A 14,951-nucleotide genomic window follows, 5' to 3' on the forward strand; every position below is an offset into this window, starting at 1 on the left:
CAAGTTATTATGAAAAAAATCATTATTACTGCATTCACAGCATTAGTGCTGTTTTCTTGTCAAAACGACCAATCTGAATCTACTGATTCAAAAATTGATGCTATTGCACATCGCGGATGCGCAAGCCAGGAAGTTTTAGAGGCTCAACTGAAAGCTGATCCTACTTTAGCAATCAGAATGAACGAAATCAATGCCTTTACCGAAAATGCCATCTTGACAAAACGTCTTGTAAACGGTAAAATTGAAATTCCTGTGGTAGTGAACGTTCTTTACAGAACTGCAGCAGAAAACATTTCTAATGCACAAATTCAAACTCAAATTGACGTCTTAAACAAAGATTTCAATGCATTAAACTCAGATTACAATAGCGTACCAGCGCTTTTTTCAGGTGTAAAAGCCAATGTTGGAATTACTTTCGTTTTAGATCAGGTAATTAGAAAATCGACTACAAAAACTTCATGGGGAACAAGTGACGCCATGAAAAAAACAGCTCAGGGTGGTCTTGCACCAACTTCTCCAACAACAAAATTAAACATGTGGTCTTGCACCATTGGAGGAGGTATTTTAGGTTATGCACAATTTCCTGGAGGAGCTGCTGCTACAGACGGAGTTGTTGTTGATCCGAAATATTTTGGTCTTTCAGGAGCTGCAAATGCACCATTTAACTTAGGAAGAACAGCTACTCACGAAGTAGGACACTGGATGAACCTACGTCACATTTGGGGAGATGCTACTTGTGGAAGCGATTTAGTTTCAGATACTCCTACTCACAATACAGCAAATTACGGTGTACCTGCATATCCTCACTATAGCACTTGTTCAGGAACTCCTGTTGAAATGACAATGAACTATATGGATTATGTTGATGACAACGCTATGTACATGTTCTCACAAGGACAAAAAAGCAGAATGGCTGCGATATTTGTTACCGGAGGTGCCAGAGCTTCTTTTGGAATCTAAATATAGACAAGCATAAAAGACAAACTTGAAAAGCGGGATGGCAACATCCCGCTTTTTTTCGTTTACCTGTAAACTTCAAAAGCTTTTTCCTATATTTATCCTTTAAAACCGAATCATGATCACATCGAAAATTATTTCAAACGGAATTTTAAGAGCTTTAACTACCATCCTGGTTGTCGCCGCTATTTTGTATTTTCTATACCAAATTCAGACTGTAATTGTCTATTTATGTATTTCGTTGCTATTGTGCTTAATCGCAAATCCATTAATACAATTTTTAAAGAATAAATTAAAGTTCAGCAATTCACTGGCAGCCACTACAGCGCTAATTTTATTCATACTTGCCATCGTTGGCTTCATTTTATTGTTTGTTCCGTTAATCATTTCACAAGCCAATAATTTATCACTATTGGATACCCAAAATCTGCAACAGCAATTTCTACAAACGGAGCGCACTATTGAAACTTATTTTAATATTCAGCATCTTGATTTAAATAAAGTTTTAAAAGAATCTAAAATAACATCGATAATCGATTTCAGCTACTTTACCGGTTTTCTAAATTCAATTATAGGCTTCATGGCGAATATCGGAATGGGGTTGGTTTCGGTATTCTTTATTACGTTTTTCTTTATCAAAGATCAGGACGCCTTTAAGGTTAGTGCCCGAAAAATTCTTCCTGATACGAATGAAGACAAAATCTTAAATTCGATCACTAAAATCAACCATTTCCTGACCCGTTATTTTATAGGTCTGTTGCTGCAATTAACGGTTGTATTTATTTTGTATTTAATCGTTTTAATGATATTTGGAAATAAAAACGCTTTTGTTATCGCCTTTTTATGTGCCATTTTGAATGTTATACCTTATATAGGACCAATTATAGGAACTATACTGGCGGGAATTTTAACCATGATCAGTATGATTGGAAGCGATTTTCAATCTGAGATACTTCCTAAAACCATCTATGTAATCATCGGGTTTTTATTGGTTCAGGCCATTGATAATAACATCAGCCAGCCTATAATCTCATCAAAAAGCGTAAATTCGCACCCGTTAGAAATATTCCTGGTTACTTTAATCAGCGGAATTACTTTTGGAATTGTTGGAATGATCATTGCCATTCCGGTATTTACGATGCTGAAAGTAATTTTAAAGGAATTTTTTCCTGACAACAAAATTGTCTCTGTATTAACCGAAAGAATTTAACATTGAATACTGCTATTTTAAACCAAAACATTCAGGAATTCATAACTCAAAATAGTGGTGTCCCAATTACAAAATTAGCGCTTCAGAAAAATCCTTTTCCTGAAATCGACTGGATTGTACTTTTAAATCAGATTGAAGCAAAATCAAAAGCAAAAGACAAGCTGCCAACCTGGTTTGAGACCGCAAATATTATTTATCCTTCTAAAATATCCGTTGAACAAACTTCATCTGAAAAAACGGCAGCCTATAAAGCTTCTTTAATTTCCGGTGAAAGTTTAATTGACCTTACCGGAGGTTTTGGTGTCGACGATTATTATTTCTCTAAAAAATTCAAAAAAATAGCGCACTGCGAAATAAACGAAGATTTATCGGCTATTGTCAAGCATAATTTTGAACAGCTAAAAGTCGAAAATTGCACTTTCTATGCCAATGATTCTACTTCTGTTTTAAATGATTCTGATCAAAAATGGGATTGGGTTTATATTGATCCGTCCCGCAGGAACGATGCTAAAGGTAAAGTTTTTATGCTGAAAGACTGTTTGCCTAATGTTCCCGATTTACTGGATTTCTACTTTAAAAAAACAGCTGCTGTCTTAATAAAAACGGCTCCGTTATTAGATCTTTCTGCTGGCTTATCCGAACTTCAATTTGTCAAAAACATTCACATTATTGCGCTTGAAAACGAAGTAAAAGAATTGCTTTTTGAAATCCATCATCAGTACTCCGGCGAAATCACCATAAAAACGGCCAATATTTTAAAAGACAAAATAGAGACTTTCGAGTTTGTTATGGGCCATGAAACGGTTATCCCTTCTTACGGTCTTCCTCAGAAATATATTTATGAGCCCAATTCGGCTATAATGAAATCGGGAGGATTCGAAGAAGTCAGTGCATTTTTTAAGATCGATAAACTCCACAAACATTCACATTTGTATACTTCCGAAAATTTAATAGATTTTCCGGGACGCCGTTTTGAGATCGAAAAAGTGATTCCCTACAGTAAGAATGAAATGAAAACTGAGCTTGTCAATCAGCAGGCCAATATCACTACACGAAACTTTCCGGACACGGTGGAAAACATTCGAAAAAAGTGGAAAATAAAAAATGGCGGAAATTTGTATTGTTTTTTTACAACTGATAAAAATGATACCAAAATAGTTTTAATTTGCAGAAAAATAACTTAAAAATGAAACAACTAATTACACTAACCTTTTTCTTATTAACCTTTACTGCCTTTGCACAAAAACCATGTGAATACAGTACAAATGTAAACGACTCTATAGGCAGCTACAAAGTAACCAACGAGTATATGATCAGTGAAAAATACTTTGGCGGAACATTTGATTATGTTTTCTTCGCACTGGCACAAACCGATGGTTTACCAACCTTAAATTTACAGCTTATCCAAAAAAGCAAAGACTTCATAAAAGCAAACTGCTTCGATAAAAACTCAAAGGTTTTTTTACAATTAGAAAACGGAAAAATAGTAACGTTGATTCATATTGATAAAGAAAGCTGTGGAACGCTTATTCGTGATGAAAAAGGTTTTGACAACCGAATCAATACCGGAATTTTTATGTTTATGAAAGACAACTTCGAAGATCTTAAAAAATCGCCAGTTTCGATTATGCGAATAAAATACCTGACCACTGTAGAGGATTATATTGTAAAAAGAGATCTAACTTCGGAATTGAATGGTAAAGTTTACCATCCGAATACTTATTTCATGGAAAACATAAGATGTGTTGAATAATTAATCGCATTTCCACTTTTGGTTGGAGACTTTATCGTTTAAACCTGTTTTTAAATTATAATGCCACCACTCTGAATCAAAAGAATTGAATCCATTTTTGATCATCACACTTTTCAAATATTTTCGATTTGCTTTAACCGACACCGGAAATTTTTTATAATTATGACTGGCTTCAATGCCAAAAAAATCAAAATTAGTACCCATTTCCAGTTCTTCGCCCTTAGCATTGACTAAAGTAATATCAACGGCTCCTCCTTTATTATGGATGGAGCCTTTTTTTGGATCGGCCACATACTCCGGATTTGATACAATCTCCCACATTTTTTTCTGGATGGACAAAGGCCTGTAACAATCGAATAGTTTTATTTTACATCCGTTTTTCATAAAATCTTTATTTGCTGCTATTAAAGCTTTAACGGTTTTATAGCGCAGTAAACACTCGGCGCAATCGTAAACTTTTGCCTTTAAAAAATTATCTTCAGTAGCATATTTCATGTCATAAACGAAATCATTACTGTAATCTTTAAGATTTACAAAAGTGGTATCGGCAATTTCACTTCCCTCTTCAGATGAATAAGTTTCATTCTGTGCATTTGCTGTAAGTATACAAAAGAAAAGACTAAACAGAAGTATTACGATACGAGATAAAGACAGTTGCATTTTCATGGTTCTATAAATTGAAAGAAGTAAATATAAACAAAACCATTTAAGGTAGTAGAATCAATCTTCTAAATCTCACCTACTTTCCTTTACTCCCTTGCCTTTTAACACTCTAAAATGTGACCTGACAGCATGGTAAAACGGGCGTTGCAATTTTTCCATAACAGCTATTACTCGAAATTCTTATAACAAATTTAACAAAATCATAAAACAATAGTAATCAATTGTTTACAATATTTCTTTCTTCAACATAAAAAAATGTCCGTCTCCTATTTATTCGATTAACTCAAAAATTAACCTTTGCAGCGGTAAAAAAAATCAAAACTAAACTTACCATCCTTTAGAACAAAAAAAACGTAACTAAATATAAATCAGCCGATTTAACTTATAACTCTTTCTGTATTCTATAAATTAGTCTGCGATAATTTCTACTATTTTTTTATGGTACCTTGTATACAATCCATTTTAAACAGTACTACTTCCTATAATTTGCCATTTCTAAAAAAACATCTTGGAAAGCTTAAAATTCTTATATTTACTTTTTACCTAGCCAAATAACACTATGGACACAATCGATTCCACTGTTATGCTGGTTCATAATTAAGCAGTCAAGATGGAGAAATATACAACAGAAACCACACCCTTAACACTAGACGTAAATCTAACATGGGATAATAAACTAAAAAGAGCCGATTTATTGCCAAATCCTCAATCCCGTTTAGATTCTGTTTACATGAAAGAAAGACCCCTTTCTGACTCCAGCATTACCTTTAGAGATCAAACAGATGTTTTCAGTAAGAAAAAAAGTATTGGCCAACTTATCGATAAACTCGATGTCGAAACCAATATTAGATATCAAAGAACAGTAGAAGATACCTACTGTAATGTTTACTCTTATGATTATTGCTATTTCAGCGGTGTCTATCTCCCAACTGTTTGGTGGACTGAAGAAGCACTCGAAAAAATAGCACAAGGAAAGGAAGTGGAAGCTGTTTTTGAACAAACAGTCGAACGTATTTACTCCAGTGCTATACACGATTGGTTTCTAAAATGGGGATCTCAATTTGGCTGGCAAAGAATGTTTACTCCCGATGAAATTCAAAACAAAGTAAATACCAATGGTGGAATTGGAATAATTTGTGCCAAAAGAAGAGAAAAAGGACTATCCGGTCATATCGTTCCCGTTGTTCCTGAAACAAATTTAAATCTGGCCTATCGAGAAAATGGCATAGTCGTATATCCCTTGCAATCACAGGCAGGAAAACTAAATTATAATTATTTTTCGGAAGTTAGAAAAGACTGGTGGAATGATGAATTATACTCGTCCTACGTGTTTTATTACCATGAATAAATAAAAAGAATACCTTCAATTCTCCGCACAACCAAAAATAACTGATTTACAAGCTTTTAACTGTTTGGAAATAACATAATAAAGAACTACTTTCGCAATCTGAAAAAACAGAAATCGCAAGAGTTGTAATTCGGCTATACGCTTACCCAAATCATTGATAAAAAGACAATTAACAAGAATAGTAATTTTTTATCCCCATTATAAAATTATTTAATCAATTTTTCAATCGATACAAGTATACAATTTCCCAGACTACTACTAATTCATACCATTTTACAAACAAAACAAAGCTTTTTTAAGGGATGCAAACCATTAGGCATTATCCGTTAAAAGATCTTACGACTCAGAATTTCAGTAGATGAACTGCTGTATTTTAGCATAAAAACAAACACTTTAAAACAACCTTAAAAAAGAAAATTAGTATAAATGAAAGACAATCAGACACAAAAATATTATTGGGGAATTGGATTAGAAAACGAAACCTACATGCAATTTGAAGAATCCCTAATAGTTTCTGGTGAATTTATACAACAAAAAATTGGTTTTGAAAAATATAGCATAGACTATCGAAAATGCTACAAACCAGAGAGCTTGGCACCTGTACTTCAAAAAGCTTTTGACACAAACGAGAACTATAAAGTGAGCCGAATGATGAACAGTCATTCGCTGGAAAAACTGGATATAAACTATCAGCACAAAACATTATCGCCAGCAAAATCATTGGTTCCTACTGCCGAATCTGCTGAAGCAAATCCACAACCACTTGAAAATCCTGAATATCTCGGAAAATCTATCATGGAACTTTTCCTTGAAGATCAACCCTATAATATTCAAAGCATGATTACCCAAAGAAACAAAACTATGGGATCTGTTCATTTCGATGGTGATTCTATAGAATTTGTAACTAAATATTTTGAAAATCGAACAATAGCTGATTCATGTAAAGAATTAAAGGCCACCAAAAAGTTATTTCTTGATAAAATCAATGACTCAGCAATACTTAATGGTAAATTAAATTTTCCTGATTACAACAATGGCCTTAATATGTTTATGACCAACCAGGAAAATCTCGTTTTGTTTAATAACGGAACGTACCATTTTCACATTACTTTACCCTCACTAACCAAAGACAGCCGCATTCTCGATTATAGCGATTTTGACAAAACACATGCCAACGCTATTTATTTGTTGCAATGGTTCGAGCCTTTTTTTATTGCCACCCTTGGAAGTCCTGATATTATGGGAGTGATAAGCAACACCTATAGTTTGGACAAGAAATTTACTCTGGGTTCTATGAGAAATGCCATGTCACGCTACATCGGTGTAGGAACTTTTAACAAAGCAATGCCTAAAGGTAAAATTCTAACCTATAAAGTCGATGACTTTAGAAAATTGCTAAAATTCAAAAAAGAAGACAATATTTGGTGGCGCGATCAGATTGAGACAGAAATGGAGTACGAATTACTTTCGGAAGTGGGTCTGGATTTTAATCAGGAAAAAATGTACCAAAGCGGTTTTGAATTCAGAAGCTTTGACGAATTTCCGGCAGAATACTTAAATGATGTTCTTTTTTCGATTATTCTAATTTGCGAACATTCCTTAAATCTTCCTGACGTTCAATGGGGACACGATAGTGAGGTTTGGAACAATTTAGTATTCAAAACCTTAAAAACCGGCTACCTTACTGAAATCAATGAGACTGAAAAGGACACAATCCTAACCTTATTGCAATTGCTAAATCCATCAGATCGTAATTATAATGAACTAAAATCCGAATTTGAAGGCATTGTTATGCTGGATCAGTTTTTCTTTAAGATTTTGGCTGTTTTACACGATAAATACAAAGACAATAACGTCTGCTTGGATCTTATGTACGGAAAAAAAACAAGTTCACCTCCAAAATGGGATAACTTTAATAAATATCAAACCGAAAAACACCTACAACAGATAGGAGTGTTTATTAAGAACTAAAAGAAGCATTCTTAAAATACGATCAAACTTTATACAACTTTAGCTTTTGTATAAAGTTTGATTTTTTTTAGCTACAAGATTCGCTATATTAGTCAACAATTATTGATTTCATAAAAGAATACTCTTCAAAACCTTTAGCTGTTCTATTCCCGAACAAAGTAGTGTCATTGATCCTATCTAACCTTTTTTCACTTCTCCTGGTCTATTCTTGATTCGATTATTGCCAGGTGGCTTAATCTGCGAGATTAGTGCTGTCACGATCTCTTGCCGTTCGCTACGAGAGTTATTTACTTTATTAAAATGATTGAAATCATTGCTAATGTTTATCTCCACATAGCTTAGTTTTTCAAAATTCCAAACTTCTAAACCTGATCCCTCTATTCCTGCTGAGCCGCGTTAATAAAACCACTTGAAAACAAAAAAGCCACTCGTTTTGAGTGGCTTTTTGTGAACGCAGAAGGATTCGAACCTTCGACCGTCCCGATTGGAAATCGGGATGCTCTATATCCTGCTGAGCTATTTCTTTGATTCATTTATTAATTTTTCAACTCTAACTCTACTTTTCCATTTCTTGACTTCTAATTCACGTTTATAAGCCAATGATTTGGTTTCAAATTCTTCAAAATAAATTACAATCCAATCCTTTGTTCTCCCAGTAAATCCTGAATGATTTGATAAATGTTTGCGTAATCGCTCTTCTAAGCCTTCAGATGTATGACCAATATAATATTGATTTAATGTCTTTGAATATAGAATATAGAAAAAGTTCATATCATTTCTAGTTTAAATTATTTTAAACAAAAACACTCGTTTGAATAGCTTTTGCGAACGCAGAAGGATTCGAACCTTCGACCGTCCCGATTGGAAATCGAAATGCTCTATCCTGTTGAGCCGCGTTAACAAAACCACTTGAAAACAAAAAAGCCACTCGTTTGGAGTGGCTTTTTGTGAACGCAGAAGGATTCGAACCTTCGACCGCCTGCTTAGAAGGCAGGTGCTCTATCCAGCTGAGCTATGCGTCCAATATTTTTTTAGAACATTCAATGTTCTCTTTTATTCGAAAAAAAACTTCAACTAGTAAAACCAGTTGAAGTTTTTTAGTACTCAGAGCGGGACTTGAACCCGCACGAACATTGCTGTTCACTGGATTTTAAGTCCAGCGTGTCTACCAATTTCACCATCCGAGCATTATGTGGTACCTCCAGGGATCGAACCAGGGACACATGGATTTTCAGTCCATTGCTCTACCATCTGAGCTAAGGTACCGTTTCTACTTATATAAGTAAAATTTAGAATAAAAAACCCCGTTTTGTTACGAACAGGGTTTTTAAAAAGAAAGGCGACGACATACTCTCCCACATAACTGCAGTACCATCTGCGCAGGCGGGCTTAACTACTCTGTTCGGGATGGGAAGAGGTGAGCCCCGCCGCAATAACCACCTTAAGGTTGTTAGTTATTTTGTTTGTTGTTTATAGCTTATCGTTTTTCAACTCCTAACTTATAACTCAAAACTCATAACTGCTCGCGTCGAGCTAATATCTTAACATACTGAGATAAAGAAACATAAATTGTTTAGAAAGTTTCTTCCTCCGGGTTGCCCCGAGGAAAAGGGTGTACATAAGCTTACGGATTATTAGTACTACTCGACTATGACATTACTGCCTTTACATCTATAGCCTATCAACGTGGTCATCTTCCACGATCCTTAAAAGAAATCTCATCTTGTGGTGGGTTTCGCGCTTATATGCTTTCAGCGCTTATCCCTTCCAAACGTAGCTACTCTGCGGTGCCCCTGGCGGGACAACAGATACACTAGAGGTTTGTCCAATTCGGTCCTCTCGTACTAGAATCAGATCCACTCAAATTTCTAACGCCCACAGTAGATAGAGACCGAACTGTCTCACGACGTTCTGAACCCAGCTCGCGTGCCACTTTAATGGGCGAACAGCCCAACCCTTGGGACCTTCTCCAGCCCCAGGATGTGACGAGCCGACATCGAGGTGCCAAACCCCCCGTCGATATGAGCTCTTGGGGAGATCAGCCTGTTATCCCCGGCGTACCTTTTATCCTTTGAGCGATGGCCCTTCCATGCGGAACCACCGGATCACTATGCTCTACTTTCGTACCTGATCGACCTGTATGTCTCTCAGTCAAGCTCCCTTATGCCATTGCACTCTACGCACGGTTACCAAGCGTACTGAGGGAACCTTTAGAAGCCTCCGTTACTCTTTTGGAGGCGACCACCCCAGTCAAACTACCCACCAAGCAATGTCCCCCGCAATACGGGGTTAGGCCTCAGATAAACAAAGGGTTGTATTTCAACAATGACTCCACAACGCCTGGCGACGCCACTTCACAGTCTCCAACCTATCCTACACATCATTTATCCAAGGTCAATACTAAGCTATAGTAAAGGTGCACAGGGTCTTTTCGTCCCACTGCGGGTAAACGGCATCTTCACCGTTACTACAATTTCACCGAGCTCATGGCTGAGACAGTGTCCAGATCGTTACACCATTCGTGCAGGTCGGAACTTACCCGACAAGGAATTTCGCTACCTTAGGACCGTTATAGTTACGGCCGCCGTTTACTGGGGCTTCAATTCAATGCTTCTCCGAAGATAACATCTCCTCTTAACCTTCCAGCACCGGGCAGGTGTCAGGCCCTATACTTCATCTTACGATTTTGCAGAGCCCTGTGTTTTTGATAAACAGTCGCCTGGACCTCTTCACTGCGGCCCGATTGCTCGGGGCGACCTTTCTCCCGAAGTTACAGGTCTATTTTGCCTAATTCCTTAGCCATGAATCTCTCGAGCACCTTAGGATTCTCTCCTCAACTACCTGTGTCGGTTTACGGTACTGGTACTAATTACCTGAAGTTTAGAGGTTTTTCTTGGAAGCCCTTAGGCGCACTATCTCTTTGTCCGAAGACTCCGAGTACTATCGTATTTCCCCAAGACGCGTGGATTTGCCTGCGCATCTTATAGGTAGGTACTTCAACGAACTATTCCGTCAGTTCGCGGCGCTTTCATCACTCCGTCACCCCATCACAGTAATTAGTAGTACGGGAATATTAACCCGTTAGCCATCGACTGTCCCTTTCGGGTTCGCCTTAGGACCAGACTAACCCACAGCTGATTAGCATAGCTGTGGAAACCTTAGTTTTTCGGTGTGCGGGTTTCTCGCCCGCATTATCGTTACTTATGCCTACATTTTCTTTTCTAACCAGTCCAGCATACCTGACGATACACCTTCAACCCTGTTAGAATGCTCCCCTACCACTTACAATTGCTTGTAAATCCATAGCTTCGGTAATACGCTTATGCCCGATTATTATCCATGCTCGTCCGCTCGACTAGTGAGCTGTTACGCACTCTTTAAATGAATGGCTGCTTCCAAGCCAACATCCTAGCTGTCTGGGCAGACAAACCTCGTTCTTTCAACTTAGCGTATATTTGGGGACCTTAGCTGATGGTCTGGGTTCTTTCCCTCTCGGACTTGGACCTTAGCACCCAAGCCCTCACTGCTGAGAAACATTATATAGCATTCGGAGTTTGTCAGGAATTGGTAGGCGGTGAAGCCCCCGCATCCAATCAGTAGCTCTACCTCTATATAACTTTACGCTCAGCGCTGCACCTAAATGCATTTCGGGGAGTACGAGCTATTTCCGAGTTTGATTGGCCTTTCACCCCTACCCACAGGTCATCCGAAGACTTTTCAACGTCAACCGGTTCGGTCCTCCACTGTGTGTTACCACAGCTTCAACCTGCCCATGGGTAGATCACACGGTTTCGCGTCTAACACTACTGACTAAAGCGCCCTATTCAGACTCGCTTTCGCTACGGATCCGTGACTTAATCACTTAACCTTGCCAGCAACGTTAACTCGTAGGCTCATTATGCAAAAGGCACGCCGTCACCCCACGAAAGGGCTCCGACCGCTTGTAAGCGTATGGTTTCAGGATCTATTTCACTCCGTTATTCACGGTTCTTTTCACCTTTCCCTCACGGTACTGGTTCACTATCGGTCTCTCAGGAGTATTTAGCCTTAGCGGATGGTCCCGCCAAATTCAGACAGGGTTTCACGTGCCCCGCCCTACTCAGGATACCACTATCTATTATACTCGTTACCCATACGGGGCTATCACCCTCTATGGCGTCACTTTCAGTAACTTCCGTTCCTTGTACATAAAATGTCGTGGTCCTACAACCCCAACAATGCCGTAACATCATTGGTTTGGGCTAATCCGCGTTCGCTCGCCACTACTTACGGAATCACTTTTGTTTTCTTCTCCTCCGCCTACTTAGATGTTTCAGTTCAGCGGGTTTGCCCACCTATCGGTGTACTATGTCTTCAACATAGTGGGTTGCCCCATTCAGGTATCTACGGATCAATCGGTGTGTGCCCGTCCCCGTAGCTTTTCGCAGCTTATCACGCCTTTCATCGCCTCTGAGAGCCTAGGCATCCCCCATACGCCCTTATTTTGCTTATTGTACCAATCATAAATTTAATTATGACCGTTTTTTTTTGTCTTTTGTTATTAAATAACAAAAAACGCTTTCTACTTTTTATTATTTTCTTATCTCAATATGTCAATGAACTTTTATCCTTTCGGATCTGTGGAGAATAACGGAGTCGAACCGTTGACCTCCTGCGTGCAAGGCAGGCGCTCTAGCCAGCTGAGCTAATCCCCCATTTTTCAATCTTAGATTGTAGAATTCAGATTTTAGATTTCTAATTCTTCTCTAATTTCCTTTGGTGAATTCCAACTTCTAGAATTTCCTTATTTAAGTATTTCAGTCTTTTTTAGTTTGTTGTTATTGTTGTTGTTTTTTATTAATAATTAATAATTAACAATCAACAATTCTAAAAAAGTAGTCCCGGGCAGACTCGAACTGCCGACCCCTACATTATCAGTGTAGTACTCTAACCAGCTGAGCTACGAGACTCTGTTTTACTTAATTTTCATTTTTTTTTAAATTAACAGCAAGAGTAATTGAATTTAGCGATTCAGATCCTTTAAATAAACATCTTTTTTCCTTAACGTGCATTACTGCTAACATTTAAGGCTCTAGAAAGGAGGTGTTCCAGCCGCACCTTCCGGTACGGCTACCTTGTTACGACTTAGCCCTAGTTACCAGTTTTACCCTAGGCAGCTCCTTGCGGTCACCGACTTCAGGCACCCCCAGCTTCCATGGCTTGACGGGCGGTGTGTACAAGGCCCGGGAACGTATTCACCGGATCATGGCTGATATCCGATTACTAGCGATTCCAGCTTCACGGAGTCGAGTTGCAGACTCCGATCCGAACTGTGACCGGTTTTATAGATTCGCTCCTGGTCGCCCAGTGGCTGCTCTCTGTACCGGCCATTGTAGCACGTGTGTAGCCCAAGGCGTAAGGGCCGTGATGATTTGACGTCATCCCCACCTTCCTCACAGTTTGCACTGGCAGTCTTGTTAGAGTTCCCGACATGACTCGCTGGCAACTAACAACAGGGGTTGCGCTCGTTATAGGACTTAACCTGACACCTCACGGCACGAGCTGACGACAACCATGCAGCACCTTGTAAATTGTCTTGCGAAAGATCTGTTTCCAAACCGGTCAATCTACATTTAAGCCTTGGTAAGGTTCCTCGCGTATCATCGAATTAAACCACATGCTCCACCGCTTGTGCGGGCCCCCGTCAATTCCTTTGAGTTTCATTCTTGCGAACGTACTCCCCAGGTGGGATACTTATCACTTTCGCTTAGCCACTGAGATTGCTCCCAACAGCTAGTATCCATCGTTTACGGCGTGGACTACCAGGGTATCTAATCCTGTTCGCTACCCACGCTTTCGTCCATCAGCGTCAATCCATTAGTAGTAACCTGCCTTCGCAATTGGTATTCCATGTAATCTCTAAGCATTTCACCGCTACACTACATATTCTAGTTACTTCCTAATAATTCAAGTTTAGCAGTATCAATGGCCGTTCCACCGTTGAGCGATGGGCTTTCACCACTGACTTACTAAACCGCCTACGGACCCTTTAAACCCAATGATTCCGGATAACGCTTGGATCCTCCGTATTACCGCGGCTGCTGGCACGGAGTTAGCCGATCCTTATTCTTACGATACCGTCAAGCTCCAACACGTTGGAGTGTTTCTTCTCGTATAAAAGCAGTTTACAATCCATAGGACCGTCATCCTGCACGCGGCATGGCTGGATCAGGCTTGCGCCCATTGTCCAATATTCCTCACTGCTGCCTCCCGTAGGAGTCTGGTCCGTGTCTCAGTACCAGTGTGGGGGATCTCCCTCTCAGGACCCCTACCCATCGTAGCCTTGGTAAGCCGTTACCTTACCAACTAGCTAATGGGACGCATGCTCATCTTTTACCGTTGTGACTTTAATAGTGATCTCATGCGAGATTGCTATGCTATGAGGTATTAATCCAAATTTCTCTGGGCTATCCCTCTGTAAAAGGTAGATTGCATACGCGTTACGCACCCGTGCGCCGGTCTCTAGTTCCGAAGAACTATACCCCTCGACTTGCATGTGTTAAGCCTGCCGCTAGCGTTCATCCTGAGCCAGGATCAAACTCTTCATCGTATATTTTTATATTATATTGCGATGTCGTCTCTATCGGTTCTTTGCGAATCTCTCGATTCCATTACTCTTATTCTTTTGTTTTAACATCTCTGTTAAAACGGCTGTCAATTCAATATGTCTACGAACGTGTCTTCTTGTGTTTGGCTTGTATTTAAAAGCGGGTGCAAAAGTAGAAAACTTATTTCTAAATGGCAAGAGTTTTTTGAAGTTTTTTTTAGAAAATTTACTTTCCTTTTTCTTCTTTCTCCTTCCAATCTTTCAATGAGCTTCGCATATTTTGCGGGGTGCAAATGTAATATCCGTTTTCCATTCTCGCAAGCTTTTTTGAATTTTTATTTGAAATTTTATTTTCGTTTTGATTCTCTTTCTTGCCAGTATTTCGGTGAACGTCTGTCGCTGTTGCGGGTGCAAAAGTAGACACTTTATTCGCTTTTACAAGCTTTTTAATGAACTATTTTTG

8 protein-coding genes, 7 tRNA genes and 3 rRNA genes are annotated in these 14,951 nt (G+C 38.8%); 6 read left to right on the forward strand and 12 right to left on the reverse strand.

What is annotated here, in order from left to right; translation table 11 throughout:
• Window positions 1–9 precede the first annotated feature (9 nt).
• The 4 genes from OLM61_RS00555 (at window position 10) to OLM61_RS00570 (ending at window position 3,920) form a co-directional block, all read left to right on the forward strand.
• On the forward strand, window positions 10–960 hold the full coding sequence (locus tag OLM61_RS00555) for a zinc metalloprotease (protein WP_264524607.1): 951 nt from the start codon (window positions 10–12) through the stop codon (window positions 958–960).
• Between the two features lie 115 nt (window positions 961–1,075).
• Window positions 1,076–2,167 (forward strand): AI-2E family transporter, encoded by a 1,092-nt coding sequence (locus tag OLM61_RS00560; protein ID WP_264524608.1) that lies wholly within the window; start codon window positions 1,076–1,078, stop codon window positions 2,165–2,167.
• A gap of 2 nt (window positions 2,168–2,169) precedes the next feature.
• Complete coding sequence (locus tag OLM61_RS00565; protein ID WP_264524609.1) at window positions 2,170–3,351, forward strand: class I SAM-dependent methyltransferase; 1,182 nt, start codon at window positions 2,170–2,172, stop codon at window positions 3,349–3,351.
• Window positions 3,352–3,353: 2 nt separating this feature from the next.
• Window positions 3,354–3,920 carry a hypothetical protein gene (locus OLM61_RS00570; RefSeq protein WP_264524610.1) on the forward strand — a complete coding sequence of 189 codons (567 nt, stop codon included), beginning with the start codon at window positions 3,354–3,356 and terminating at the stop codon, window positions 3,918–3,920.
• Here the strand turns inward: OLM61_RS00570 and OLM61_RS00575 are convergent, their stop codons facing one another.
• Window positions 3,921–4,586: a M15 family metallopeptidase gene (locus OLM61_RS00575; protein ID WP_264524611.1), complete on the reverse strand. Its 666-nt coding sequence runs from the start codon at window positions 4,584–4,586 to the stop codon at window positions 3,921–3,923. It abuts the gene before it with no gap.
• Between the two features lie 607 nt (window positions 4,587–5,193).
• Here OLM61_RS00575 and OLM61_RS00580 point away from each other — a divergent pair.
• Entirely contained in the window at window positions 5,194–5,931 is a 738-nt protein-coding gene (locus tag OLM61_RS00580; protein ID WP_264524612.1) for a hypothetical protein, read from the forward strand.
• A gap of 426 nt (window positions 5,932–6,357) precedes the next feature.
• The gene (locus tag OLM61_RS00585) at window positions 6,358–7,902 is read left to right on the forward strand and encodes a hypothetical protein (RefSeq protein ID WP_264524613.1); all 1,545 of its coding nucleotides are present in this window, start codon (window positions 6,358–6,360) and stop codon (window positions 7,900–7,902) included.
• Between the two features lie 448 nt (window positions 7,903–8,350).
• On the opposite strand, the gene OLM61_RS00590 is transcribed toward OLM61_RS00585, so the two are convergent.
• From OLM61_RS00590 to OLM61_RS00640, 11 genes are all read right to left on the reverse strand, one after another.
• Window positions 8,351–8,425, reverse strand: a tRNA-Gly gene (locus tag OLM61_RS00590).
• Window positions 8,419–8,673, reverse strand: a complete 255-nt coding sequence (locus tag OLM61_RS00595; RefSeq protein WP_264524614.1) for a GIY-YIG nuclease family protein — start codon at window positions 8,671–8,673, stop codon at window positions 8,419–8,421. The genes OLM61_RS00590 and OLM61_RS00595 overlap by 7 nt, the downstream gene beginning before the upstream one ends.
• A 54-nt stretch (window positions 8,674–8,727) precedes the next feature.
• Window positions 8,728–8,800, reverse strand: a tRNA-Gly gene (locus tag OLM61_RS00600).
• A 50-nt stretch (window positions 8,801–8,850) separates the two neighbouring features.
• Window positions 8,851–8,924, reverse strand: a tRNA-Arg gene (locus OLM61_RS00605).
• 79 nt (window positions 8,925–9,003) lie between these two features.
• Window positions 9,004–9,089, reverse strand: a tRNA-Leu gene (locus OLM61_RS00610).
• Between the two features lie 6 nt (window positions 9,090–9,095).
• Window positions 9,096–9,168 (reverse strand) — tRNA-Phe (locus OLM61_RS00615).
• Window positions 9,169–9,236: 68 nt separating this feature from the next.
• Window positions 9,237–9,346, reverse strand: a 5S ribosomal RNA gene (gene rrf / locus OLM61_RS00620).
• Between the two features lie 170 nt (window positions 9,347–9,516).
• Window positions 9,517–12,395: ribosomal RNA gene (locus tag OLM61_RS00625) — 23S ribosomal RNA — on the reverse strand.
• Window positions 12,396–12,522: 127 nt separating this feature from the next.
• Window positions 12,523–12,596, reverse strand: a tRNA-Ala gene (locus tag OLM61_RS00630).
• A gap of 181 nt (window positions 12,597–12,777) precedes the next feature.
• Window positions 12,778–12,851: transfer RNA gene (locus OLM61_RS00635), tRNA-Ile, on the reverse strand.
• 126 nt (window positions 12,852–12,977) lie between these two features.
• Window positions 12,978–14,491, reverse strand: a 16S ribosomal RNA gene (locus OLM61_RS00640).
• The 16S, 23S and 5S rRNA genes sit together here with 6 tRNA genes alongside, the layout of an rRNA operon.
• Window positions 14,492–14,951 lie beyond the last annotated feature (460 nt).

This window comes from Flavobacterium sp. N502536 (genome assembly GCF_025947345.1).
In the GTDB taxonomy this organism is placed as follows: domain Bacteria; phylum Bacteroidota; class Bacteroidia; order Flavobacteriales; family Flavobacteriaceae; genus Flavobacterium.

Coding starts and splice junctions, on each gene's coding strand:
- OLM61_RS00555 (WP_264524607.1), top strand. CDS start 10: ATGAAAAAAATCATTATTACTGCATTCACAGCATTAGTGCTGTTTTCT.
- OLM61_RS00560 (WP_264524608.1), top strand. CDS start 1,076: ATGATCACATCGAAAATTATTTCAAACGGAATTTTAAGAGCTTTAACT.
- OLM61_RS00570 (WP_264524610.1), top strand. CDS start 3,354: ATGAAACAACTAATTACACTAACCTTTTTCTTATTAACCTTTACTGCC.
- OLM61_RS00575 (WP_264524611.1), bottom strand. CDS start 4,586: ATGAAAATGCAACTGTCTTTATCTCGTATCGTAATACTTCTGTTTAGT.
- OLM61_RS00580 (WP_264524612.1), top strand. CDS start 5,194: ATGGAGAAATATACAACAGAAACCACACCCTTAACACTAGACGTAAAT.
- OLM61_RS00585 (WP_264524613.1), top strand. CDS start 6,358: ATGAAAGACAATCAGACACAAAAATATTATTGGGGAATTGGATTAGAA.
- OLM61_RS00595 (WP_264524614.1), bottom strand. CDS start 8,673: ATGAACTTTTTCTATATTCTATATTCAAAGACATTAAATCAATATTAT.